The following is a 21,915-nucleotide window of genomic DNA, read 5'->3' on the forward strand; positions in this document are numbered from 1 at the left end:
ACAGCTGGCTCCCCATGAATCACGCATTTCGCGCCAAGGGAATCCCAAAAATCACATTTCTGCCAAAGTAGTGCTAGGCCGCGTGGACAATTATCGTCATTTCAGAAGCCGCTTTTCTCCAAATCTCTGATTTGGATAGAAAATCGAGCTATCTGGAATCCATGGACGCGGTGCTTGACGGAACGGCTGCGGTGTTCATGGATTCCGGGTTCCAAGTCGAACCAGCGTAAAACCTTCGGTTTTCCGGGTTCGCCTGGGCCCCGGAATGACGACTTAAGGACTATTGTCCACCCGACCTTGTCGGTGTTGGTCGGGGGCATCCGCTTTCCCGGCCATTTCGCCGCCGCCAAGCGCCCACTCCGGATGCGGTATTGACGATTTTCGATAATTGTCTTATCGTTTATCGATATTGAATAGCCGCTGGAGCAGGTTTGATGCCCCGAAGCCCTTCGCCCGCGCTGCCGAGCGCATATGTGCTGTTGCGTATCCTCGTCGTAGTGAACTGGCTTTCCGGCGCGGCGATCTTCGCTCTGCTGGTGGCGACGATCGTCGCCGAGGAATGGACGATGACCGCGCTCGGCATCGGTCCGTCGTCCGAGATCCGCCGGTTGATCATGCCGCTGCGCGCCATTGCCGCGCTCGGGCTGGTCGCCGTCCCGCTTTATGATTCGATCCTCAGGCGGCTGCTCGCGATCGTCGATACGGTGCGCAGGGGCGATCCCTTTGTCGCGGCCAATGCGTACCGCCTGCAAACCATCGCCTGCGTGCTGCTCGTGCTCCAGCTGCTCAGCATGGTCATCGGCGCGATCGGCGAGGCGATATCGACCCGGGCGCTTCCGATACACCTCGATGCGGGCTTTTCGGTCAGCGGCTGGCTCGCGGTGCTGCTGACCTTCGTCCTCGCGCGTGTCTTCGCGGAAGGCACGCTGATGCGCGAAGAGCTGGAAGCGACGATCTGAGCATGGCGATCGTCGTGAAGCTGGATGACGTGCTGTACGCGCGGCGCATGACGCTCACCGAACTTGCCGAGCGCGTCGGCATCACGATCGTCAACCTTTCGATCCTCAAGACGGGAAAGGCGCGCGCCATCCGCTTTTCGACGCTCGAAGCGATCTGCGCTGCGCTGTCGTGCCAGCCCGGCGACATTCTGGAGTTCGTACCCGACGCCGCGGAGGGCCGCACCGCAACGGACGCGCGCGAAGGGTAGATTGCTTCGGCGCCTGCGGAGTCATTTCGCGCGGTGCCGATGGGTTTCGAACCCCGTCCGTCGCAAGGGTCGCTTCCATCCTATGATCGGGTGCCCCGATCGGTGCAAATAGACGCGTGCTTGAACGAATCGTGCAAGCCGCGCTGCAATGACGATGTGATCGCATGCGATCCGGGGTCTCCGGTGGCGAGGGCTTGCTGAGCTTTTTTGGAGCGACCGAAATGAGCAAATTCGCGAAATTGACCCGGTCAATGACCGGCCGTGCGGCGATCGGCTTTGTGGGGACAGCCATCGTGCTGCTGGCGACGCCGCTGCTGACCCCCGATGCATCCGCGGGGACGCCCGTCGCGGCCCATTGGCCGGGCGCGACGGGCATACGGTGAACCGCGCCCGCGTCCTCAAACCCACACTACGCCCCGCGTCAAAATCGCTTGCTTGGCGTTTGCCGGCTTTGGGCCTAGCTATGCGCCATGACGATCACACCCGATACGCTTTCGCTCATCGGCAATACGCCGCTCGTCCGCCTGAAAGGGCCTAGCGCCGAAACCGGCTGCGAGATCCTCGCCAAGTGCGAATATGCCAATCCCGGTGCCTCGGTGAAGGACCGTGCGGCGCTCTACATCGTGCAGGACGCCGAGGAGCGCGGGCTGATCGGGCCGGGCGGGACGATCGTCGAGGGGACCGCAGGCAATACGGGCATCGGGCTTGCGCTCGTCGCCAATGCCAAGGGCTACCGGACGATCATCGTCATGCCCGAGACGCAGAGCCGCGAGAAGATGGACACGCTGCGCGCGCTGGGAGCGGAACTGGTGCTCGTCCCCGCCGCGCCCTATTCGAACCCCGGCCATTTCGTCCACACCTCACGCCGCATCGCCGACGAAACCGACAACGCGCTCTGGGCCAACCAGTTCGACAATATCGCCAACCGCAAGGCGCATATCCTGGGCACCGCCGAGGAGATCTGGGAACAGACCGGCGGCAGGGTCGACGGCTTTACGTGCGCGGTGGGCACGGGCGGGACGCTCGCGGGTGTCGGGCTCGGCCTCAAGGCCAAGAACGAGGATGTGGTGATCGCGCTGGCCGATCCGCATGGCGCGGCGCTCTACAGCTATTATGCGTGCGGCGAACTCAAGGCCGAGGGCAGCTCGGTCGCGGAAGGGATCGGGCAGGGGCGGATCACCGCCAATCTCGAAGGCGCGCCGATCGACACGCAGTTCCGCATCTCCGACGCCGAGGGGCTGGAATGGGTTCACCGGCTGCTCGAGGAGGAGGGGCTGTGCCTCGGGCTCTCCTCCGGGATCAACGTCGCGGGCGCGATCCGTCTCGCGCGGGAGATGGGGCCGGGCAAGACGATCGTGACGATCCTCGCCGACACGGGGTTCCGCTATCTTTCGACGCTCTACAATGCCGAATGGCTGGCGGCGAAGGGGCTGAGGGTGCCGGCTTCGTTGAAGGTGGCCTAGATCCTGATCGGTTGAGGGGGAAGCACTTCGTGCTTCCGCCGATGCCGTGAATCAGGCTCTATTCTAACGGTTGAGACCTTGATTCACGTTTCAGGCTGATTCAGCCTGAAACGATCAAGGTCTAGCGGCACGGGCGCACCCGCGACCGGCGCTTCATCCCTAAAAATTCGACAAAGCCGGTCGTGCGCGCTACTAAGGAAGGCGTGAATCTGGGTCCGCAGCAGAATGACAGGCAGGAGCGGCTGCAGCGCGTGCGCATCGGCGTGACGGGGCTGGCGGCGGTGTTCCTTGTCGTGCTGAGCGCGGGCGCGATCATCAATTCGGCGAGCGACGAATCCCCCGTGCAGCAGGAAGCGAATGTCGAGGCGCCGATGGGGCTGCCCGATATCGTCGGCAACGACCTCGCGCGCGAGCCGCTGCCGCAGGAGCCGCTCGCCGAGCTGGGCGTCGCGCCGTCGACCACGACCAATGAAAGCGGCGTCAACGCCGACGCGACGGGCAAGGGCCCCTGATCCGGCACGCGCTTCCGCGCATTCTCCTTTGGGCGGGGCTGTTGGCGCTCGCCGAGCTGCTCGCGGGCATCCTGACCGGCCCGATCGCGCACGGCCGCGCCGAACCCGGCGGTTTTCTGGTGGCGCGGCCCTGGCTGCTGCTGATCCTCGTCTTCATGATGCGCGCCGAATTCTGGCGGTTGCGCTGGAGCGTGGGCGTGCTCGGCATGCTGCTCGCAGTGGCGGGCGAGGCGCTGCTGCTCGGCGCGTTCGACGCGGCGCCCTCGGCCACCGAGCTGCTGCGGCAGGCGGGCGCGGCGTTGCTCATGCTGCTCGCACTCGACCTTATGGTCCAGGTCGGGCAGCTGGTCTGGCTCAGGGCGGGCGGGCTGATCGCCGCGCTCTGCGCGGCGGCGGCGGTCGTAGCGCTCGAGATCGAGCCCGTCGCATTGACCGGACGCAGCGAGGCGTCGGTCGAGAACGCGGCGCTGCGTCCGGCGCTGGCGGTGGTAACGGGGCTTCCGCTCATCTGGGGCGAGGGCGACATCCGCGGCATGTTGAGCGGCAAGCGCCGCCCGACCGAATCCTGGCGCTGGCTCGACCGCAATTTCGCGCTGTCGGTGCTCGACCGGATCGATACTGCCGCGCTGGAGGCGCATTCGCTGCTGCTGCTTGCGCAACCACGCGCGCTTGCGCCCGAGGAACTGGTCGCGATCGACAAATGGGTGCGTCGCGGCGGCCGGGTCCTGGTGCTGGCCGATCCCTCGCTGCGCTGGCCGAGCCTCTATCCCCCCACCGATCCGCGCGCACCGCCCGCGGTGTCGCTGCTGGATCCGCTGCTCGATCACTGGGGGCTGCGGCTCGACCTGCTCGAACTGCACGGCGCGCGCGACCTGCGGACGATCGAGATCAGTGCCGCGGGGCGGCAATGGCGGCTGGCGGTGTCGGCGCCGGGGCGCTTCGCCGCGACGCGCAAGGCGTGCAAGCCCGCGCATGACGGGCTGCTGGCGCGCTGCGCGATCGGGAGGGGCAGGGCGGTGCTGATCGCCGATGCCGACCTGATGGCCGATACGCTCTGGGTGGTCGAGCGCGGCAATGGCGCGGCACCCGAGGACCGTATCGCCGACAATCCGGTGGTCGTCGGAATCCTGCTGGATGAGCTGGCGGGGATTTCACGGGACAGGACGGGGGAATGGGTGCCTTGGATCGGGAGGTCGGGCATGTCGCCGGGACCCTTGCTGGCGGGGGCGGCACCGGGGCTCATCAGCCTTTCACTTGCGTTTCTCGTAGCATTTGTTCGTCGGCGATCACGCGTTTGACTTGCCGCGACTCCGGGGGACTTGCATCACGACTTTGGAACATAATATGAACTACCTTGCGCGGCGCGGTTTTTGCGGAGAATCGCGTCATAAAATATCGTGTAAAATCAGTATGTTATAGCTCGTCCCCAAAAATCCCCATAAAACCCCTTTATTCCCCGCGGCTCCCCTGATACCTAAAGAGGCGCAAAGGCGGGCGTTTCCCACTGCAAATCGCGAATCCGAAAAGATTCGGCGAAGGCCGATTTTCGGACCGGGGAAGCGCATGCCTGGAATGGGGCGGACAACAAGGGCGTGAACACGAGGCGGACATATCGCGGATTCGGGCTGAGTGGCATCGACGGCAAGGGCCGCGTCGCCATTCCCGCGAAGCTGCGCGCGACGCTCGAGTTCAACTCCGCCAACGAACGCGTGATTGCGCTTTCGCGCAGCCGGACCTCGCCCTGCCTTACCGGCTATGATGTGCCCTTTGCCGACATGCTGCCCGACGTCCTCGCCCAGGAAATGGCGGAGCAGGAAAGCGGCGCCAAACTCAGCCGCGAGAACCTCAACCGCATGGCCTTTGGCGTGGTCGAGGATGTGCCCTATGACGCGAGCGGCCGGCTCGTCATCCCGCCCTTCATGCGCAAGCTCGGCCAATTGGAAGACCTCGCCTTCTTCCACGGCTCGGGCCACATCGTCGAGATCTGGAACCCGCATATCCTGCTGAAGGCCGACGGCGTGCCGCCGATGCTCGTCGAGCTCGTCCAGTTCCTGCTCGAAGAAAAGGGCGTCAAATGAACGACGTCCCGCACATTCCTGTCCTGCTCGACGAAGTGATCGAGGGGCTCGCGATCCAGCCCGGCGAAGTGCATGTCGACGGCACCTTCGGCGCGGGCGGCTATACGCGCGCGATGCTGGCGAAAGGTGCCAGGGTTTTCGCCTTCGACCGCGATCCCGATGCGATCGCGGAAGGGCAGGCGCTCGTGGACGAGGCGAAAGGACAGCTCAGCCTCGTCCCCGAGCGCTTTTCGAACATGGCAGAAGCGCTGGCTCAGCGGGGGGTCGGCGCGGTCGACGGCGTAACGCTCGACATCGGTGTATCGTCGATGCAGCTCGACCGCGCCGATCGCGGTTTCTCCTTCCAGGCCGACGGTCCGCTCGACATGCGGATGGAGCAGGAGGGCGAAACCGCGGCGGACTTCGTGAACAACGCCGACGAAGCCGAGATCGCCGACATACTCTATCATTTCGGTGAGGAACCGCGTTCGCGTCGCGTCGCGCGCGCGATCGTGGCCGCACGCCCGATCACGCGCACCGGCGAGCTGGCGAACGTCGTCCGCAAGGCGCTGGGCTACAAGCCGCATGACAAGAAGGATCCGGCGACGCGGACCTTTCAGGCAATCCGCATCCATCTGAACCGCGAGCTGGGCGAACTCGAGGACGGGCTCCAGGCCGCCGAGCGCGTGCTGAAGCCCGGTGGGCGGCTTGCGGTCGTCACCTTTCACAGCCTCGAGGACAGGCTGGTGAAGCGTTTTCTGCGCGATCGAAGCGGCGCAACGCCGCAGGGTTCGCGCCATTTGCCCGGAGTGTCGAAGGAGCGGCAGGCGCCGACTTTCGACCGGGTCGCGAAGCCGGCGCGTGCGGGGGAAAGTGAGGTCGCGCGTAACCCCCGCGCGCGCTCGGCAACCTTGAGAGTGGCGCACCGCACCGCGGCAGCGCCGAAGGGAGGGGCGGCATGATCGCCAACAGGTTCAAATCGGTAGGTCGCGTGCTCGGCGGCGCAGTCGCCGCGATGGCGCTGTATCTCATCACCTCGCAGGTCGCGGCGGAGCGCACGGAGCTGGAACGCGTCAACCGCCAGATCGTGGCTGCCAAGAAGGATATTCGGCGGCTCCACACCGAGCTGGCGACGCGCGCCAACCTGCGCCAGCTCGAGCGCTGGAACGGCGACGTGCTCGCGCTGACCACGCCCGATGCCGACCAGTTCCTGTCGGGCGAGGTGCAGCTTGCCTCGCTCGACCGTTCGGGAATCATGCCGGGGCCGCGCTATGCGCCGACGACGATGGTGACAGCGATGGTCACGATTCCGGATGAGGCGCTGTCACCGGCGGCGAGCGCCGCGGTGGAGGCAGAGAAGGGCGAGAAGGTTGCGGCGAAGGAACGGCCAGAAAGTGCTCCGGCGAAAGCCGGAGCCCAGCGCGCGGAGACTCCTGTACCCCGGCTTTCGCCGGGGTACATTGAGCGGAGGCCGGAACTCGCGCGCGCTGACAAGCCCAAAGTCGATCCAAAGAAGGCCGATCCCAAAAAGGCCGAAAAGGAAAAGAAGCTCGCGCGGCTCGAGGACAAGCTGCTCGATGATCGCCTGATGGGCGAGCTGGCGAAGAAGGCGCGCGCCGAGGGCGGGAGACGCCGCCAATGACAACCCTCGTCGCCCGGCCCAATCGCGTTCGCGACGCCGGGCAGCGATATCAGTGGCTTGTGACCGCTCATCTGCGCCTGATGGTGCTGATGCTCGTCTTTCTTGGCGTGGGCAGCCTGATCGGCCTGCGCCTGACCTGGCTCGCGGTATTCGGCGATCCGCCGGCGAGCACCTATACGGGCACAAGCTTCGTCCCCATCCGCGGCGACATCGTCGACCGGAATGGCGTGACGCTGGCGAGCACGATGGATGCCTGGTCGGTGGGCGTGCATCCCGGCCGGCTGCTCGGCGACCCCGAGGATCTCGCGCCCAGGCTGGCGGCGCTGATGCCCGAGCGCAGCGAGGCGGAATATCTCGAAATCCTGCGCTCGAAGCGCAGCTTCACCTATCTGCGCCGCCGCGCGATGCCCGAGCTTGTCGCCGCGGTGAACGCGCTGGGCGAGCCGGCGATGGCGTTCGCTCGCGAGCCCGAGCGGCTCTATCCGCAGACGACGCTTGCCGCGCATGTACTCGGCTATACCGATTTCGACGGGCGCGGCGTGACGGGCATCGAGCGGCTGTTCGATGCGCAACTGACCGACCCCGCCAGGCGCGCCGAGCCGGTGGCGCTTTCGATCGACAGCCGTGTGCAGGCCGCGATGGAGAGCGAACTGTTCGCGGCGATGACCAAGCACAGCGCGATGGGCGCGACCGGGCTGGTGCTCGACGTCGATAGCGGCGAGGTGGTCGCGCTGGCATCGCTGCCCGTGTTCAACCCGAACAAGCAGGGCAAGTCGCCCCCCGAGGCGCTGCGCAACAATGTGACGCAGAGCGTCTATGAACTCGGCTCGACCTTCAAGCCGCTGACCATCGCTCAGGCGATGGATACGGGGATCGTGACCTCGATGGCCAAGCGTTACGATGCGACGGCGCCGCTCGCGATCGGCCGCTTCCGGATCAAGGACGATCACCCGCTCGGCCGCTGGATCAACGTGCCCGAAACGCTGATCCACAGCTCCAATATCGCCACCGCGCGCATCGCCGATGAAATGGGGCAGGCGCGGATGGAGGATCTGTTCCGCAAGCTCGCCTTCAACGAACCGCCGCATATCGAGCTGAAGGAAAAGGGACGCACGCTGTGGCCGCACAACTGGGGCCGCTCGACCACGCTGACGACCTCCTATGGGCATGGCATCGCGGTGACGCCGCTGCATCTGGCAAGCGCCTATGCCGCGCTGGTCAATGGCGGCATCTGGCGCCCCGCGACGGTGATGAAGGTAGAGAAGGGCGCGGCGGCCAAGGGACGGCGTGTCTTCACCGAGGCGACGAGCCTGCGCATGCGCCAGTTGCTGCGGCTGGTGGTGAGGGACGGTACCGGCCGGCGCGGCGATGCCGCGGGCTTCCGCGTCGGCGGCAAGACGGGCACCGCCGAGAAGCCGGGCGTGGGCGGCTATTCGCGCAGCGTCAACGTCTCGACCTTTGCCGCGGCTTTCCCTATGGACCGTCCGCGCTACGTCGTGATCGCGATGCTCGATGCGCCGAAAGGAACCGCAGACACGTTCGGTTTCACCTCGGCGGCATGGACCGCGGCGCCCGTGGTGTCCAAGGTGATCGCGCGGACGGGGCCGATGCTCGGTGTCATCCCCGATGCTCATAAAGATGTCGACCTGGCGGACCTCGCGCCGCTGATCCAGAAATCCGACAAGGAGGAATGATGCGGCTTGGTGCGTTGACCGGCGGGAATGAGGATTCGATCGTCACGGGTTTCGCGATCGATCACCGCAAGGTTGCGCCGGGTACCGTGTTCGGCGCCTTCCAGGGCGCGGCCTTCAATGGCGAGGATTTCATCGATCAGGCCGTGGCCGCGGGGGCGGTGGCGGTGGTCGCGCGGCGCGCGGCGCATGTGGATGGCGCGATCCACATCGTCGCCGACGAGCCGCGCGCCACCTTCGCGCAGCTGGCCGCCAGATTCTTCGCGCCCTTCCCCGAGACGGTCGTCGCGGTGACGGGGACCAACGGCAAGACGTCGTCGGTCGAGCTGGCGCGCCAGCTGTGGCGGATGACGGGCAACAATGCCGCCTCGATCGGCACGCTCGGGGTCACCACCGCCGACGATCAGGTCACGACCGGGCTGACCACGCCCGATGTCGTCACCTTCCTGTCCAATGTCGCGGGGCTCAAGCGCGAGGGCGTGACGCACCTTGCCTTCGAGGCATCCTCGCATGGCCTGTCGCAATACCGCACCGAAGGGTTGCCCGTCGCGGCGGGCGCCTTCACCAATCTCAGCCGCGACCATCTCGATTATCATGGCGACATGGCGGCCTATTTCACCGCCAAGCTGCGGCTGTTTTCCGAGGTGATCAACGACGACGGCGCCGCGGTCATCTGGGCGGACGATCCCGAATCCCCGAAAGTATTCGATCTGGCTCGAGAGCGGGGGCTCCGAGTGCTGGGTGTGGGCGAGCGTGGCGATACGCTCCGGCTCATCTCACGTTCTCCCACCCAGTTGGGTCAGGTCCTGACGGTTGAGGCGGCGGGCAAGACCCACCGCCTCAATCTTCCCCTGATCGGAGCCTATCAGGCCGCCAATGCGCTGACCGCCGCGGGGCTGGTGATCGCGACGGGCGGCGATATCGAGCAGACATTGTCCAACCTGCAGCGCGTTCAGGGCGTGCGTGGCCGGCTCGAGCGCGCGGTCATCACGCGCGCGGGGGCGCCGGTCTATGTCGACTATGCGCATACGCCCGACGCGATCGCGGCGGCGGTGGAGGCGCTGCGTCCGCACTGCAAGGGGCGGCTGATCCTCGTCTTCGGGGCGGGGGGTGACCGCGACCAGGGCAAGCGGCCGGCCATGGGCAAGGTCGCGGTCGGGATGGCCGACCATGTGATCGTGACCGATGACAATCCGCGGACCGAAGACGCTGCCGCGATCCGCCGCCAGGTGCTCGAGGGCGCGGTGGGCGCGACCGAGATCGGCGGGCGGCGCGACGCAATCGCCGCCGCGATCGCCGAGGCCGGCCCCGACGACCTCGTCCTGCTGGCGGGCAAGGGGCACGAACAGGGGCAGATCGTCGGCGACATGGTGCTACCCTTTGACGACGTGCAGGTCGCGCGGGAGTGCGCGGCATGAGTCCACTCTGGACATCCGAGGCCATCGCGATCGCGACGGGGGGATCCGCTTCGGCGGATTTTTCGGTTTCAGGGGTGGCGTTCGACAGTCGCGAGATCGGACCGGACAGCCTCTTCATCGCGATGAAGGGCGAGACGACCGACGGTCACCGCTTCGTCGACCAGGCCTTTGCGAGCGGCGCGGCGGGCGCGATCGTGAGCGAGGCCACCGACTATCCGCATATCCGCGTCGCGGACACCACCGCGGCGCTGGGTGCCCTTGGGATCGCATCCAGGGCCAGATCGTCCGCCAGAATCGCGGGCGTGACCGGGTCGGTGGGCAAGACGGGGACGAAGGAAGCGCTTCATGCCGCGCTCGACCGCTTCGCCCCCGGCCATGCCCACCGTTCGGTCAAGAGCTACAACAACCATACCGGCGTGCCGTTGAGCCTCGCGCGCATGCCCGAGGACGCGCGTTTCGGCGTGTTCGAGATGGGCATGAGCGCGGCGGGCGAACTCGCCCAACTCACGCAGATGGTGCGCCCGCACGTCGCCATCGTCACCGCGATCGCGCCCGCGCACCAAGCCTATTTCGACAGCATCGAGGCGATCGCCGACGCCAAGGGCGAGATCTTCCAGGGGCTCGAGCCCGATGGCACCGCGATCATCCCCTTTGACAGTCCCTATCGCGACCGGCTGATAGCCGCGGCCGGGCCGCATGCCGCGCGTATCCTGACCTTCGGGCATGGCGAGGGCGCAGATGTGTGCGCGCGCGACGTGGTGCGCGCGGTCAATGGCGGATCGCTCGTCACCGCCAATTTTCCCGATGCCGAGCTGTGCTTCACCATCGCCTTTCCGGGCGAGCACTGGGTCTCCAATGCGCTCGCGGTGCTGGCGGCGGTCGAGGCGCTGGGAGGCGATCTCGCGCAGGCTGGGCTGGCGCTTGCCGATCTCGAGGGGCTGGCAGGGCGCGGCGCCCGCCACCGCGTGCCCGTGAAGGACGGCACCGCGCTCGTCATAGACGAGAGCTACAATGCCAACCCCGCCTCGATGGCGGCGACGATCCGCCAGCTCGGCAAGGAAGACGCCGACCGACGTATCGTCGTGCTGGGGGCGATGCGCGAGCTGGGGCAGGAAAGCGATCGCTATCACGTTGATCTGGCGCAGCCGCTCACCGAGGCGGGCGTCGATTTCGCACTGCTCGTCGGCGACGAGATGCGCCCGCTTGCAAAGGCGCTTGAAGGGCGGATCGAGTTCGTGCAGAGGCCCGACGCCGCGGGTGCGCTGGAGCGACTTTCCAAGATTATCGAACCGGGTGACGCGGTCCTCATAAAGGGGTCTAATGCAATCGGGCTTTCCCGCGTCGTCGACTCTTTGATTTCCGGCGCGCTGGGGGGCAGGACGGACTGATGCTCTATCTAATCGCAGAACAGCTTGGCTTTCCCGGTATCCTCAACCTGATCCGCTACCTCAGCTTCCGTGCCGGGGGCGCGGTGGCGACGGCGCTGCTGATCGGGCTCATCATCGGGCCGAAATTCATCGGCTGGCTGCGCGTGCGCCAGGGCAAGGGCCAGCCGATCCGCACCGACGGGCCGCAGACCCACCTCGCCAAGCGCGGGACGCCGACGATGGGCGGGCTGATGATCCTGACCTCGGTCGCAGTCTCGCTGCTGTTGTGGATGGACCTCAGCAACATGTTCGTCTGGGCGTGCCTGTTCGTCACGCTGGGTTTCGGTGCGATCGGCTTCCTCGACGACTATGACAAGGTCAGGAAGGCGAGCCACAAGGGTGTTTCGGGCAAGGTGCGGCTCGCGGGCGAGTTCGTGATCGCGGGGCTGGCGAGCTGGATGATCATCTCGCAGGTCGGCACGCATCTCTACGTGCCCTTCATCAACTATCCGCCGCTCGACCTCGGCTGGTTCTACATCGTCTTCGCCGCTTTCACGATCGTGGCGTTCGGCAATGCGGTCAACCTGACCGACGGGCTCGACGGGCTCGCGACCTTCCCGGTGATCATCGCAAGCCTCGCGTTCATGCTGATCGTCTATCTGGTCGGCAACGTGAAATATGCGACCTATCTCGGCATCCCGCACATTCCGGGGGCGGGCGACCTGACGATCCTGTGCGGCGCGATGATCGGCGCGGGCCTTGCCTTCCTGTGGTTCAACGCGCCCCCAGCGGCGGTGTTCATGGGCGATACGGGCAGCCTCGCGCTCGGCGGCGCGCTTGGGACGATCGCGGTGGCTTCGCAGCACGAGATCGTGCTCGGCATCATCGGCGGGCTCTTCGTGGTCGAGGCGATGTCGGTGATCATCCAGGTGTTCTTCTACAAGCGCACGGGCAAACGCGTGTTCAAGATGGCGCCGATCCATCACCATTTCGAGCAGATGGGGTGGTCCGAGCCCACCGTCGTCATCCGCTTCTGGATCATCAGCATCGTGCTGGCGCTCGCCGGCCTGTCGACGCTGAAACTGCGGTGATCGTCTCCCCGGCCTTTGCGGGCAAGAAATATGCGGTGCTGGGCCTCGCGCGCTCGGGCCTTGCGACCGTCGGCGCGCTGGTCGCAAGCGGAGCAGAGGTGGTGGCGTGGGATGATCGCGAGGAAGCCCGCCTGAAAATTCCTCCCCGGAACGGGGAGGGGGACCATGCGAAGCATGGTGGAGGGGCTGGCACCGAGGAAACCCCTCCACCGCCCTTCGGGCGGTCCCCCTCCCCGTTCCGGGGAGGAATTAGCATCGCCGATCCGCTGACGATCGACCTGACGGGTTTCGCCGGCGTCGTCGTCTCGCCCGGTGTGCCGCTCAATCGCCATCCGATCGCAGCCAAGGCGCGCGAGGCGGGGGTTCCGGTGATCGGCGATATCGAGCTGTTCGCGCAGGCGCGCAGCGGCCTGCCGCCGCACAAGGTGGTCGGGATCACGGGCACCAACGGCAAGTCGACCACGACCGCGCTGATCCATCATATCGTCAAGGCCGCGGGCAAGCCCACGACGCTGGGGGGCAATATCGGGTTGCCGATCCTGGGGCAGGACCCGCTGCCCGAGGGCGGGGTCTATGTGCTCGAGCTGTCGAGCTATCAGATCGACCTGACCTTCAGCCTCGACTGCGACGTTGCGGTGCTGCTCAACATCACGCCCGATCATCTCGACCGCTATGACGGGTTCGAGGGCTATGTCGCGTCGAAGCGGCGACTGTTCCTGATGCAGTCGCGTGACAACGTCGCTCTTATCGCCGAAGACGATCGCGAAGCGGATGAGGTGGTCTATCAGCTAGAGCATGAGTTTGGCCGCTGGGAGCACGTCCAACAGTTCAACAGTCAGAGCATCTCGGACCAATCGCGCTGGCCCGCCCTTCAGGGGCCGCACAATGCGCAGAACGCCGCTGCCGCCATCGCCACGGCACGCGTGCTTGGCATCGACGATGCTTTCATTTTCCGCGCGCTCGAAACCTATCCCGGCCTGCCGCATCGCATGGAGCGCGTCGCCGAGAAGCATGGCGTGCTCTATGTGAACGACAGCAAGGCGACCAACCCGACGTCGACTGCGCCTGCGCTGGCGGCCTATCCAGCGATCCACTGGATTGTCGGGGGGCGCGCCAAGACCGACGACCTCGATGCGTGCGCTCCCTTCTTCAGCCATGTCCGCGCGGCCTATACGATCGGTGAGGCGGGCGAGATGTATGCGCGGCTGCTCGCGCCGCATATGGCCGTCAGCGAATGCCGCGACCTGAAGACCGCGGTCGCGCGCGCTGCGGATGTGGCGCGTAGCGGGGAGACGGTGCTGCTCTCGCCGGCATGCGCATCCTTCGACCAGTTCAGCGATTATGAGGCGCGGGGGGATGCCTTTCGCGTTGCGGTGGAGGCGCTTTCCTGATGGCATCGATCCCGAGCCCCGTTCCGGTTCCGCGTCCCAAGGCAAAGAAGGCGAAGAAGGCCAAGGTGCTGTCGCGCTTCGGCCGCGACAATCACTCGCCGATGAGCATATGGTTCTGGGAGATCGACCGCGTCCTGCTGCTCTTCGTGACGCTGCTGATTTCGATCGGGCTGATCGCGGTGGCGGCCGCCTCGCCCGCCGCCGCCGAACGCTATTCGGACGGCGCGGTGCGTTTCGATCCGCTCCACTATTTCTGGCGCCAGCTCGCCTGGGTGGTGCTTTCGGTGCCCGTGATGCTGATGGTTTCGGCGATGCCCAAGGATCTGGCGCGCCGCCTCGCGCTGTTCGGCGCGGCCATCTTCACGCTCTGCCTTGCGGTCGTTCCCGTGATCGGCGCCGAGGTGAACGGTGCCAAGCGCTGGATCGGCTTCGGTTTTGCGCAGTTCCAGCCCTCCGAATTTTTGAAGCCCTGCTTCGTCGTCGGGATGGCGTGGCTGTTGTCGCTGCGCGTCCACGACAAGTCGCTGCCCGTCGTGCCGATTTCGGCGATGGTGACCGCGATGGTTGCGCTGTTCCTGATGCGCCAGCCCGATTTCGGCCAGACCGTCATCTTCTGCTCCATCTGGCTGACGCTTCTCCTGCTTTCGGGGCTGAGCATGCGCATCCTCGTCTGGCTCGGCGCGGCGGGGGCCGCGGCGGTGGTCAGCGCCTATCTCTTCTATGACGTCGCGACCAAGCGCATCAATGACTTCCTGTTCCAGACGGGGGATACCTATCAGACCGACATGGCGCATGCGACGCTTACGGCCGGGGGCCTGCTCGGCACCGGCCCCGGGGGCGGCAGCATGAAGTTCCGCCTGCCCGAGGCGCATACCGACTATATCTTCTCGGTGATCGGCGAGGAGTTCGGGCTGATCGCGTGTTTCGCGATCGCCTGCCTCTATGTCGCGATCGTGGTGCGCGTGTTCGTCAAGCTGCTCGACGAGGAGGATCTGTTCCTGCTGCTCGCCTCGGCGGGCCTCGCGACGCAGTTCGGGTTGCAGGCGATGATCAACATGGCGGTCAACACACAGCTTGCGCCATCCAAGGGCATGACCCTGCCCTTTATCAGCTATGGCGGCTCGTCGATGCTCGCGCTGTCAGTCGGCTTCGGTCTGCTGCTCGCCTTTACGCGCCGAAACCCCTATCTCCTCCGCTCGCCTTATGTTGTAAAATGGAGCGGTCGATGAGGATCGTGCGTCATTTCGTTCTCGCCGCGGGAGGCACCGGGGGTCACATGATCCCCGCGCACGCGCTCGCGGCCGAACTGATGGAGCGTGGGCATCGCGTGGCGCTGATCACCGATGAGCGCGGAGCGCGGATTCCGGGGCTTTTCGAGGGCGCGCAGACGCATGTCATGCCCGCCGGACGGCTTGCGGGCGGGCCGCTGGGCTGGCTGAGGGCAGGTCGGTCGATCCTGTCGGGACGTGCGCTGGCCGCGCGGCTCTATGAGAGCTTCCAGCCGAGCGCGGTGATCGGTTTCGGCGGCTATCCCGCGCTGCCCGCGCTGCTCGCGGCGACGCGCGCGAGGATCCCGACTGCGATCCACGAACAGAATGCGGTGCTGGGGCGCGTCAACCGCTTCCTTGCGGGCAGGGTCGATGCGATCGTCACCGCCTATCCCGATGTCCAGCGGCTGAAAGATGGCTGGCTCGCCAAGACGCACCTGCTCGGCAACCCTGTGCGTGACGAGGTGCTGAGCTTACGCGAGCAACCCTTCCCCGCACTGTCCGAGGACGGCATCTTCCGCCTGCTCGTGACGGGCGGAAGCCAAGGGGCGACCGTGCTGTCGGACGTCGTGCCCGAGGCGCTGGGCCTGCTGCCACTCAATTTCCGCCGTCGGCTGCAGGTGACGCAGCAATGCCGCGTCGAGGATATCGACCGCGTGCGCGCGACCTATGCCGGCCTCGGCATTCCCGCCGACCTCGCCACCTACCTGCCCGACCTGCCCGAGCGGCTCGGCTGGGCGCATCTGGTGATCGCGCGCGCGGGCGCGTCGACCATCGCCGAACTCACGGCGGCGGGGCGCCCCGCGATCCTCGTGCCGTTGCCTTCGGCGACCGACAACCACCAGACCTACAATGTACGCGAGATGGTCGACGCCGGGGGCGCGCGCGCCATCCAGCAATCGGCCTTCACGCCCGTGGAGCTTGCCAAACAGATGCAGAAACTCGCGCTCGAACCCGGCGCGCTCGCCAATGCCGCGAAGCGCGCCTGGAATTGCGGCCGTCCCAATGCCGGGCGCGACCTCGCCGATCTCGTCGAGAATATCGGCCCGCAGCCCGTGGGCGGCGAGCCGATCCGCATGCGCCCCGCCGCCGCGCCCGTGATGGGCGGGCAGGGAGCGGTCGCATGAGGGGTGTGCCCACCGATATCGGGACTGTCCACTTCATCGGCATCGGCGGCATCGGCATGTCGGGCATTGCGCGCGTGATGGCCAATCTCGGCTACAAGGTGCAGGGTTCGGATGCGGCCGAGGGCGCGGTTGTCCAGGCGCTGCGCGAGCGCGGCATCCACGTGATGATCGGCCACAGGCCCGAGAATCTGGGCGATGCGCGCGTCGTCGTCACCTCGACCGCGATCCAGCGCGGCAATCCCGAGGTGGAGGCGGCGCTCGAGAAGCGCATTCCCGTGGTCCGCCGCGCCGAGATGCTCGCCGAGCTGATGCGGCTGAAGTCGACCGTCGCCATCGCGGGCACGCACGGCAAGACGACGACCACCTCGATGGTCGCCTGCCTACTCGATGCGGGCGGCTTCGATCCGACGGTGATCAATGGCGGCATCATCAATGCCTATGGTTCGAACGCGCGCGTCGGCGCGGGCGACTGGATGGTCGTCGAGGCCGATGAGAGCGACGGCAGCTTCCTGCGGCTCGACGGGACGATCGCGGTCGTCACCAATATCGATCCCGAGCATCTCGACCATTATGGCAGCTTCGACGCGGTCAAGGACGCGTTCGTCGAGTTCGTCGAGAACGTGCCTTTCTATGGCGCGGCTTTGCTCTGCCTCGATCATCCCGAGGTGCAGGCGATCCTCCCCAAGATCCGCGATCGCCGTATCGTGACCTATGGCTTCTCCGCGCAGGCCGATATCCGCGCCGAGAATGTGACGCCGATCCCGGGCGGCAACCGCTTCGACGTGGTCGTCCGCGACTTCGACGGCAATTTGCGCCGTATCGAGGGCGTAGAACTGCCCATGCCGGGGCGGCATAATGTCCAGAACGCGCTCGCCGCAATCGGCGTCGCGCTCGAAATGGGAATCGAGGACGCAAAGGTCGCCGAGGGTTTCCACAAGTTCGGCGGGGTCAAGCGGCGCTTCACGCGCGCGGGCGAAGTCGATGGCGTCACCATCATCGATGATTATGGCCATCATCCGGTCGAGATCCGCGCGGCGCTGGCCGCGGCGCGCGAGGGCGTAGCCGGCCGCGTGATTGCGGTCGTCCAACCGCACCGCTTCACGCGGCTGCGCGACCTGATGGACGATTTCCAGCAGGCCTTCAACGACGCCGATATCGTCTATGTCGCCCCCGTCTATCCCGCCGGCGAGCAACCGATCGAGGGCGTCGATGCGGCGGCGCTGGTCGAAGGACTGAAGGTGCGCGGGCATCGCGCGGCGAGCGAGATCGCGGGCGCCGAGGCGCTGGCGCAGGCGCTCGCGGGGACCGTGCGTACGGGCGACATGGTCGTCTGCCTCGGAGCGGGCGACATCACCAAATGGGCGGCGGGCCTTGCCGATGCGATCCGCGTGGCGCGTCAGGAGGTGGCGGCGTGAACGACCCCTTCGCGATCTGGTTCGATCTTTCGCACAAGGCGCTCGATGCGCAGCAGGCGCAGGTGAAGGCCGCGCAGCAGGCGCTGGACAAGGCCGTCGCGACGCAGGAAGCATCGGCAAAGGCGGCGAAGGCCAATGTCGAGTTGTGGAAGAGCTGGATGAGCCTGTGGGGCGTCCGATGAGCGCGGCGGTGCAGGCGCTCGACGGTATCCCCGCGCTTGCCGGTAGCGCCGAGGCGGGCGGGAGCCTTGCCGATTTCATCTGGTTCCGCACGGGCGGGCCCGCCGAATGGCTGGTGCGGCCCAAGGACGTCCAGGACCTGAGCCAGTTCCTCGCCGCGCTCGATCCCTCCGTGCCTGTGCTGCCCGTGGGCGTCGGGTCGAACCTGATCGTCCGAGACGGCGGCGTGCCCGGCGTTGTGGTGCGCCTGCCCAAGAGCTTCGCCAGGGTCAGCATCGAGCCCGGCAACCGCGTCCGCGCGGGTGGCGCGGCGATGGGGATCACCGTGGCGAGCGCGGCGCGCGATGCGGGGCTTGCGGGGCTTGAATTCCTGCGCGGGATTCCGGGAACGGTCGGCGGCGCGATCCGCATGAACGCGGGCGCCTATGGGCGCGAGGCTTCGGACATTTTCATCGAGACGACGCTGGTGCTGCGCGACGGTACCGTCGAGACCTGGCCCGCCGCGCGCCTTGGCTATACCTATCGCCATTCCGAACTGCCCGAGGGCGCGGTCGTCGTCGAGGCGTTGTTCGAGGGCGTGCCCGGCGACCCTGCCACGATCGGCGCCGAGATGGACCGCATCGCCGCCGAGCGCGAGGCCTCGCAGCCACTGCGCTCGCGCACGGGGGGATCGACCTTCAAGAACCCGTCGGGCGACAAGGCCTGGCGGCTGGTCGACGAGGCGGGCTGCCGCGGGCTGCAGATCGGTGACGCGCAGGTGTCCGAAAAGCACTGCAACTTCCTGCTCAACCTCGGCAGCGCCAGTTCGGCGCAGATAGAGGAACTGGGCGAGGAAGTGCGGCGGCGGGTGAAAGCGAAGTCGGGCGTCGAGCTCGAATGGGAAATCCAGCGTATTGGAGTGAAGGCGTGAGCGACCCGTTGCACATTGTGGTTCTGATGGGCGGCTGGTCGGCGGAGCGCGAGGTGTCGCTGATGAGCGGCAACGGCGTTGCCGATGCGCTCGAAAGCATGGGCCACAAGGTCACGCGGATCGATATGGGCCGCGATGTCGCGCAGCGGCTGGCCGAGGCGAAGGCGGACGTCGTGTTCAACGCGCTCCACGGTACGCCCGGCGAGGATGGCACCGTGCAGGGCATGATGGACCTGATGGGGCTCAAATATACGCATTCGGGCGTCGAGACCTCGGTGATCGCGATCGACAAGGAACTCACCAAGATGGTGCTGGTGCCGCACGGCATCCGCATGCCCGTGGGCCATATCGTCGAGAGCGAGAGTCTGTATTCAGCCGATCCGATCGCGCGGCCCTATGTGCTCAAGCCCGTCAACGAGGGTTCCTCGGTGGGCGTCGCGATTGTCACCGAAGGCGGCAATCACGGCTCTCCGATCGCACGCGAGTCCGAAGGACCGTGGAAGCATTTCGACCGGCTGCTTGCCGAGCCCTTCATCCGGGGGCGCGAGCTGACCGTGGCGGTGATGGGGGACCGCGCGCTCGCGGTCACTGAACTGAAGCCCAAGAGCGGCTTCTACGATTACGATGCCAAGTACACCGACGGGCTGACCACGCATGTCTGCCCCGCCGAGATCCCCGAGGATATCGCGGCGGCGGCGATGGAGATGGCACTGAAGGCGCACCGGCTGCTCGGCTGCAAGGGCACGTCGCGTTCGGATTTCCGCTGGGATGACGAACAGGGCGAGGCGGGCCTCTACCTGCTCGAGGTCAACACCCAGCCCGGCATGACGCCGCTGAGTCTCGTGCCCGAGCAGGCGAAATATTGCGGCATTTCCTATGCCGAGCTGTGCGACCGGATCGTGAGGGACGCCTTATGAGTACGGCTACCATCCGCCGCGGCCAGCCCGCGCGCGCCCGGCCCAAAGTGGGCAGCGGGCGACGCAAGGTCGCGCCGAAGAAGAAGGGGCTGCTCGAGCGACTGGCCGAGCACCTGCCCGTCGGCGTCGAGACGATCCAGCGCTGGCTCGGCTATGGCGTCGTCGTGGTCGGCGTGGGGCTTGCGGGCACCGCCGCGACCTTCATGGGGTTGCCGCAGATGGGCGGAGTGGCGGTCGCCGAGATGGTCGGTCGCGCGGGCTTCGAGGTGAAGCGCGTCGAGGTGACGGGGATCGACCGGATGGACCGGCTGACCGTCTATGCGGTCGCGCTCGACCAGCATTCGATGGCAATGCCGCTGGTTGACCTCGACAAGGTGCGCGGCGAGCTGCTGCACTATGGCTGGATCAAGGACGCGCGCGTTTCCCGGCGACTGCCCGACACGCTGGTGGTCGATATCGTCGAGCGCCAGCCCGCGGCGATATGGCAGAATGCGCAAACGCTCAACCTGATCGACCGCGACGGCGTCGTGCTTGAACCCGTCAAGATCGAGGCGATGCCCGATCTGCCGCTGCTGATCGGCGCGGACGCCAACAAGCAGGCGCAGGCGCTGGCCGCGCTGATGGAGGCGGCACCCTCACTGAAGCCTATGATGGCGGGCGCGACCTGGGTGGGCAATCGCCGCTGGGATCTTCGCTTCCAGTCGGGCGAGACACTGGCCTTGCCTGAGGGCGAGAAGGAAGCCGCCGCGGCGCTGGTCAAGTTCGCGCGGATGGACGGGATGGAGCGGCTGCTTGGACGTGGCTTCCTCAAGTTTGACATGCGGCTGCCCGACAGGTTCGTGGTGCGCGTGCCGCCGCAGGGAGCGAAAAAGCCGGTTGTGAACGAAGCGACTGCCGTGCCGGGGGCGGCAAGCGGTCAAGCGGAAACGGGGAAGGAAGACGGGGATGGCACAAGCGCGGGGTGACGGTCTGATCACTGCACTCGATATCGGTTCGTGGAAGGTTTCCGCGCTCATCGCCGAGCGCGGGGCGGGCGGCGAGCTCAACGTGCTTGCGACCGGGCAGCGCGAGAGCCAAGGCGTCAAGCGCGGCTATATCGCCGACATGCCTTCGACCGAAAAGGCGGTGCGCGAGGCGGTCGAGCAGGCCGAGCGGATCGCGGGCACCAATATCGAGGATGTCTGGGTGAGCTTCTCGGCGGGCGGGCTGGTGAGCGACATCGCGTCGGTCGAGGTCGAGCTGGGCGGGCATCGCATCGAGCAGGAGGACATAAACGAGCTGTTGGCCGCCGGGCGGAGCTCGATCGATCCCGACGGCCGCATGGTGCTCCATGCGCAGCCGACGCTCTATACGCTCGACGGGCTGCGCGGCGTCAAGAAGCCGTTGGGGCTCCATGCCGACCGGCTGGGCGTCGACATCCACGTTGTCGCCGCGGACGGCTCGCCGGTGCGCAATCTCGACCTGTGCGTGCGCTCGGCCCACCTTGAGGTGAAGTCGATCGTCGCCTCGCCCGTCGCGACGGGGATGGCGTGCCTGTCCGACGAGGAGCGCGAGCTGGGCGTCGCGCTGGTCGAGCTGGGCGCGGGGGTGACCAACGTCTCGCTGTTCGCGGGCGGCATGCTGGTCGGGCTGACCTCGATCCCCTTCGGCGCGGCCGACATCACCGACGACATCGCCTCGGCCTTCGGTACACGGCGCAACCATGCCGAGCGGATGAAATGTTTCTATGGCTCGGCGACCGCGACGCCGCGCGACAATCACGACATGATCGAGGTCGCGCCGATCTCGGCCGATGATGATCAGGGGGAAGGTGCGCGGATCACGCGCGCGCAGCTGATCGCGGTCATCCGGCAGCGGCTCGAGCATCTGGTCGGTGAGATCGGCAAGGCGCTCAACGAGCTTGGCTTTACCGGGCCGGTTGGCCGGCAGGTGGTGCTGACCGGCGGCGGCGCCGAGCTCAAGGGCATTGCCGATTATGCGCAGGGCGCGCTCGGCCGCGCGGTGCGCGTCGGGCGCCCGCGCGGGCTCAATGGCCTGCCTGATGCGCATAGCGGTCCGGGCTTCTGCACGCTGGCCGGACTGGTCCAATATGCCGCGAGCAACCCGGCCGATCTTCGGACCATCGTGCCAGCCCACCAGATGGTCCACCGCGTACAGGGTACGGGGTTGATCGAGCGGCTGATGGCGGCTTTCAAGGCGGGATATTGATGGTTACTGAGCTGAAAAATGGCAGAAGTTAAGAAATTTTGCTTGCGCGTT

General features: G+C 66.6%; 22 protein-coding genes. All 22 read left to right on the forward strand.

Annotated features, from left to right (window positions below; all coding sequences use genetic code 11):
- The first annotated feature begins 434 nt into the window (after nucleotides 1-434).
- The 22 genes from AC3WJD_RS07080 (at nucleotide 435) to ftsA (ending at nucleotide 21,864) form a co-directional block, all read left to right on the forward strand.
- Nucleotides 435-959, forward strand: coding sequence for a DUF2975 domain-containing protein (locus AC3WJD_RS07080; RefSeq protein WP_492745805.1), 525 nt, complete (start codon nucleotides 435-437; stop codon nucleotides 957-959).
- A 2-nt stretch (nucleotides 960-961) separates the two neighbouring features.
- Nucleotides 962-1,207 carry a helix-turn-helix domain-containing protein gene (locus AC3WJD_RS07085; RefSeq protein ID WP_492745807.1) on the forward strand — a complete coding sequence of 82 codons (246 nt, stop codon included), beginning with the start codon at nucleotides 962-964 and terminating at the stop codon, nucleotides 1,205-1,207.
- Nucleotides 1,208-1,428: 221 nt separating this feature from the next.
- On the forward strand, nucleotides 1,429-1,590 hold the full coding sequence (locus tag AC3WJD_RS07090; RefSeq protein ID WP_492745809.1) for a hypothetical protein: 162 nt from the start codon (nucleotides 1,429-1,431) through the stop codon (nucleotides 1,588-1,590).
- An 87-nt stretch (nucleotides 1,591-1,677) separates the two neighbouring features.
- Nucleotides 1,678-2,670, forward strand: a complete 993-nt coding sequence (locus tag AC3WJD_RS07095) for a cysteine synthase A (protein WP_492745811.1) — start codon at nucleotides 1,678-1,680, stop codon at nucleotides 2,668-2,670.
- 203 nt (nucleotides 2,671-2,873) lie between these two features.
- Entirely contained in the window at nucleotides 2,874-3,182 is a 309-nt protein-coding gene (locus tag AC3WJD_RS07100; RefSeq protein ID WP_492745813.1) for a hypothetical protein, read from the forward strand.
- Nucleotides 3,183-3,223: 41 nt separating this feature from the next.
- Nucleotides 3,224-4,480: a Gldg family protein gene (locus AC3WJD_RS07105; protein WP_492745815.1), complete on the forward strand. Its 1,257-nt coding sequence runs from the start codon at nucleotides 3,224-3,226 to the stop codon at nucleotides 4,478-4,480.
- A 294-nt stretch (nucleotides 4,481-4,774) separates the two neighbouring features.
- Complete coding sequence (locus AC3WJD_RS07110; protein ID WP_492745817.1) at nucleotides 4,775-5,260, forward strand: division/cell wall cluster transcriptional repressor MraZ; 486 nt, start codon at nucleotides 4,775-4,777, stop codon at nucleotides 5,258-5,260.
- Nucleotides 5,257-6,201 carry a 16S rRNA (cytosine(1402)-N(4))-methyltransferase RsmH gene (gene rsmH / locus AC3WJD_RS07115; protein WP_492745819.1) on the forward strand — a complete coding sequence of 315 codons (945 nt, stop codon included), beginning with the start codon at nucleotides 5,257-5,259 and terminating at the stop codon, nucleotides 6,199-6,201. The genes AC3WJD_RS07110 and rsmH overlap by 4 nt, the downstream gene beginning before the upstream one ends.
- Complete coding sequence (locus AC3WJD_RS07120; protein WP_492745821.1) at nucleotides 6,198-6,881, forward strand: hypothetical protein; 684 nt, start codon at nucleotides 6,198-6,200, stop codon at nucleotides 6,879-6,881. Before rsmH ends, AC3WJD_RS07120 begins: the two co-directional genes overlap by 4 nt.
- Nucleotides 6,878-8,575 carry a peptidoglycan D,D-transpeptidase FtsI family protein gene (locus AC3WJD_RS07125; RefSeq protein ID WP_492745822.1) on the forward strand — a complete coding sequence of 566 codons (1,698 nt, stop codon included), beginning with the start codon at nucleotides 6,878-6,880 and terminating at the stop codon, nucleotides 8,573-8,575. Before AC3WJD_RS07120 ends, AC3WJD_RS07125 begins: the two co-directional genes overlap by 4 nt.
- Complete coding sequence (locus tag AC3WJD_RS07130) at nucleotides 8,575-9,990, forward strand: UDP-N-acetylmuramoyl-L-alanyl-D-glutamate--2,6-diaminopimelate ligase (protein ID WP_492745965.1); 1,416 nt, start codon at nucleotides 8,575-8,577, stop codon at nucleotides 9,988-9,990. Before AC3WJD_RS07125 ends, AC3WJD_RS07130 begins: the two co-directional genes overlap by 1 nt.
- Entirely contained in the window at nucleotides 9,987-11,378 is a 1,392-nt protein-coding gene (locus AC3WJD_RS07135) for a UDP-N-acetylmuramoyl-tripeptide--D-alanyl-D-alanine ligase (RefSeq protein ID WP_492745824.1), read from the forward strand. Before AC3WJD_RS07130 ends, AC3WJD_RS07135 begins: the two co-directional genes overlap by 4 nt.
- A complete protein-coding gene (gene mraY / locus AC3WJD_RS07140; protein ID WP_492745826.1) occupies nucleotides 11,378-12,448 on the forward strand; it encodes a phospho-N-acetylmuramoyl-pentapeptide-transferase in 1,071 nt (356 codons plus the stop codon). The genes AC3WJD_RS07135 and mraY overlap by 1 nt, the downstream gene beginning before the upstream one ends.
- On the forward strand, nucleotides 12,445-13,839 hold the full coding sequence (gene murD, locus AC3WJD_RS07145) for a UDP-N-acetylmuramoyl-L-alanine--D-glutamate ligase (RefSeq protein ID WP_492745828.1): 1,395 nt from the start codon (nucleotides 12,445-12,447) through the stop codon (nucleotides 13,837-13,839). The genes mraY and murD overlap by 4 nt, the downstream gene beginning before the upstream one ends.
- On the forward strand, nucleotides 13,839-15,068 hold the full coding sequence (locus AC3WJD_RS07150) for an FtsW/RodA/SpoVE family cell cycle protein (protein WP_492745830.1): 1,230 nt from the start codon (nucleotides 13,839-13,841) through the stop codon (nucleotides 15,066-15,068). The genes murD and AC3WJD_RS07150 overlap by 1 nt, the downstream gene beginning before the upstream one ends.
- On the forward strand, nucleotides 15,065-16,234 hold the full coding sequence (gene murG, locus AC3WJD_RS07155) for an undecaprenyldiphospho-muramoylpentapeptide beta-N-acetylglucosaminyltransferase (RefSeq protein ID WP_492745832.1): 1,170 nt from the start codon (nucleotides 15,065-15,067) through the stop codon (nucleotides 16,232-16,234). Before AC3WJD_RS07150 ends, murG begins: the two co-directional genes overlap by 4 nt.
- The gene (murC, locus tag AC3WJD_RS07160) at nucleotides 16,231-17,649 is read left to right on the forward strand and encodes a UDP-N-acetylmuramate--L-alanine ligase (RefSeq protein WP_492745834.1); all 1,419 of its coding nucleotides are present in this window, start codon (nucleotides 16,231-16,233) and stop codon (nucleotides 17,647-17,649) included. The genes murG and murC overlap by 4 nt, the downstream gene beginning before the upstream one ends.
- A complete protein-coding gene (locus AC3WJD_RS07165; RefSeq protein WP_492745836.1) occupies nucleotides 17,646-17,831 on the forward strand; it encodes a hypothetical protein in 186 nt (61 codons plus the stop codon). Before murC ends, AC3WJD_RS07165 begins: the two co-directional genes overlap by 4 nt.
- Nucleotides 17,828-18,739 carry a UDP-N-acetylmuramate dehydrogenase gene (gene murB, locus AC3WJD_RS07170; protein WP_492745838.1) on the forward strand — a complete coding sequence of 304 codons (912 nt, stop codon included), beginning with the start codon at nucleotides 17,828-17,830 and terminating at the stop codon, nucleotides 18,737-18,739. The genes AC3WJD_RS07165 and murB overlap by 4 nt, the downstream gene beginning before the upstream one ends.
- Nucleotides 18,736-19,656, forward strand: a complete 921-nt coding sequence (locus tag AC3WJD_RS07175; RefSeq protein WP_492745840.1) for a D-alanine--D-alanine ligase — start codon at nucleotides 18,736-18,738, stop codon at nucleotides 19,654-19,656. Before murB ends, AC3WJD_RS07175 begins: the two co-directional genes overlap by 4 nt.
- A complete protein-coding gene (locus AC3WJD_RS07180; protein WP_492745841.1) occupies nucleotides 19,653-20,621 on the forward strand; it encodes a cell division protein FtsQ/DivIB in 969 nt (322 codons plus the stop codon). Before AC3WJD_RS07175 ends, AC3WJD_RS07180 begins: the two co-directional genes overlap by 4 nt.
- Nucleotides 20,602-21,864: a cell division protein FtsA gene (ftsA, locus tag AC3WJD_RS07185; RefSeq protein WP_492745843.1), complete on the forward strand. Its 1,263-nt coding sequence runs from the start codon at nucleotides 20,602-20,604 to the stop codon at nucleotides 21,862-21,864. Before AC3WJD_RS07180 ends, ftsA begins: the two co-directional genes overlap by 20 nt.
- Nucleotides 21,865-21,915: the final 51 nt, after the last annotated feature.

The sequence above is a fragment of the Sphingobium sp. FW306-1B-F04DB genome (assembly GCF_058781925.1).

Excerpts from the sequence above, each read along its gene's own strand:
- AC3WJD_RS07080 (WP_492745805.1), top strand. The coding sequence starts at position 435 with ATGCCCCGAAGCCCTTCGCCCGCGCTGCCGAGCGCATATGTGCTGTTG.
- AC3WJD_RS07085 (WP_492745807.1), top strand. The coding sequence starts at position 962 with ATGGCGATCGTCGTGAAGCTGGATGACGTGCTGTACGCGCGGCGCATG.
- AC3WJD_RS07090 (WP_492745809.1), top strand. The coding sequence starts at position 1,429 with ATGAGCAAATTCGCGAAATTGACCCGGTCAATGACCGGCCGTGCGGCG.
- AC3WJD_RS07095 (WP_492745811.1), top strand. The coding sequence starts at position 1,678 with ATGACGATCACACCCGATACGCTTTCGCTCATCGGCAATACGCCGCTC.
- rsmH (WP_492745819.1), top strand. The coding sequence starts at position 5,257 with ATGAACGACGTCCCGCACATTCCTGTCCTGCTCGACGAAGTGATCGAG.
- AC3WJD_RS07120 (WP_492745821.1), top strand. The coding sequence starts at position 6,198 with ATGATCGCCAACAGGTTCAAATCGGTAGGTCGCGTGCTCGGCGGCGCA.
- AC3WJD_RS07125 (WP_492745822.1), top strand. The coding sequence starts at position 6,878 with ATGACAACCCTCGTCGCCCGGCCCAATCGCGTTCGCGACGCCGGGCAG.
- AC3WJD_RS07130 (WP_492745965.1), top strand. The coding sequence starts at position 8,575 with ATGCGGCTTGGTGCGTTGACCGGCGGGAATGAGGATTCGATCGTCACG.
- AC3WJD_RS07135 (WP_492745824.1), top strand. The coding sequence starts at position 9,987 with ATGAGTCCACTCTGGACATCCGAGGCCATCGCGATCGCGACGGGGGGA.
- mraY (WP_492745826.1), top strand. The coding sequence starts at position 11,378 with ATGCTCTATCTAATCGCAGAACAGCTTGGCTTTCCCGGTATCCTCAAC.
- AC3WJD_RS07150 (WP_492745830.1), top strand. The coding sequence starts at position 13,839 with ATGGCATCGATCCCGAGCCCCGTTCCGGTTCCGCGTCCCAAGGCAAAG.
- murG (WP_492745832.1), top strand. The coding sequence starts at position 15,065 with ATGAGGATCGTGCGTCATTTCGTTCTCGCCGCGGGAGGCACCGGGGGT.
- murC (WP_492745834.1), top strand. The coding sequence starts at position 16,231 with ATGAGGGGTGTGCCCACCGATATCGGGACTGTCCACTTCATCGGCATC.
- murB (WP_492745838.1), top strand. The coding sequence starts at position 17,828 with ATGAGCGCGGCGGTGCAGGCGCTCGACGGTATCCCCGCGCTTGCCGGT.
- AC3WJD_RS07180 (WP_492745841.1), top strand. The coding sequence starts at position 19,653 with ATGAGTACGGCTACCATCCGCCGCGGCCAGCCCGCGCGCGCCCGGCCC.
- ftsA (WP_492745843.1), top strand. The coding sequence starts at position 20,602 with ATGGCACAAGCGCGGGGTGACGGTCTGATCACTGCACTCGATATCGGT.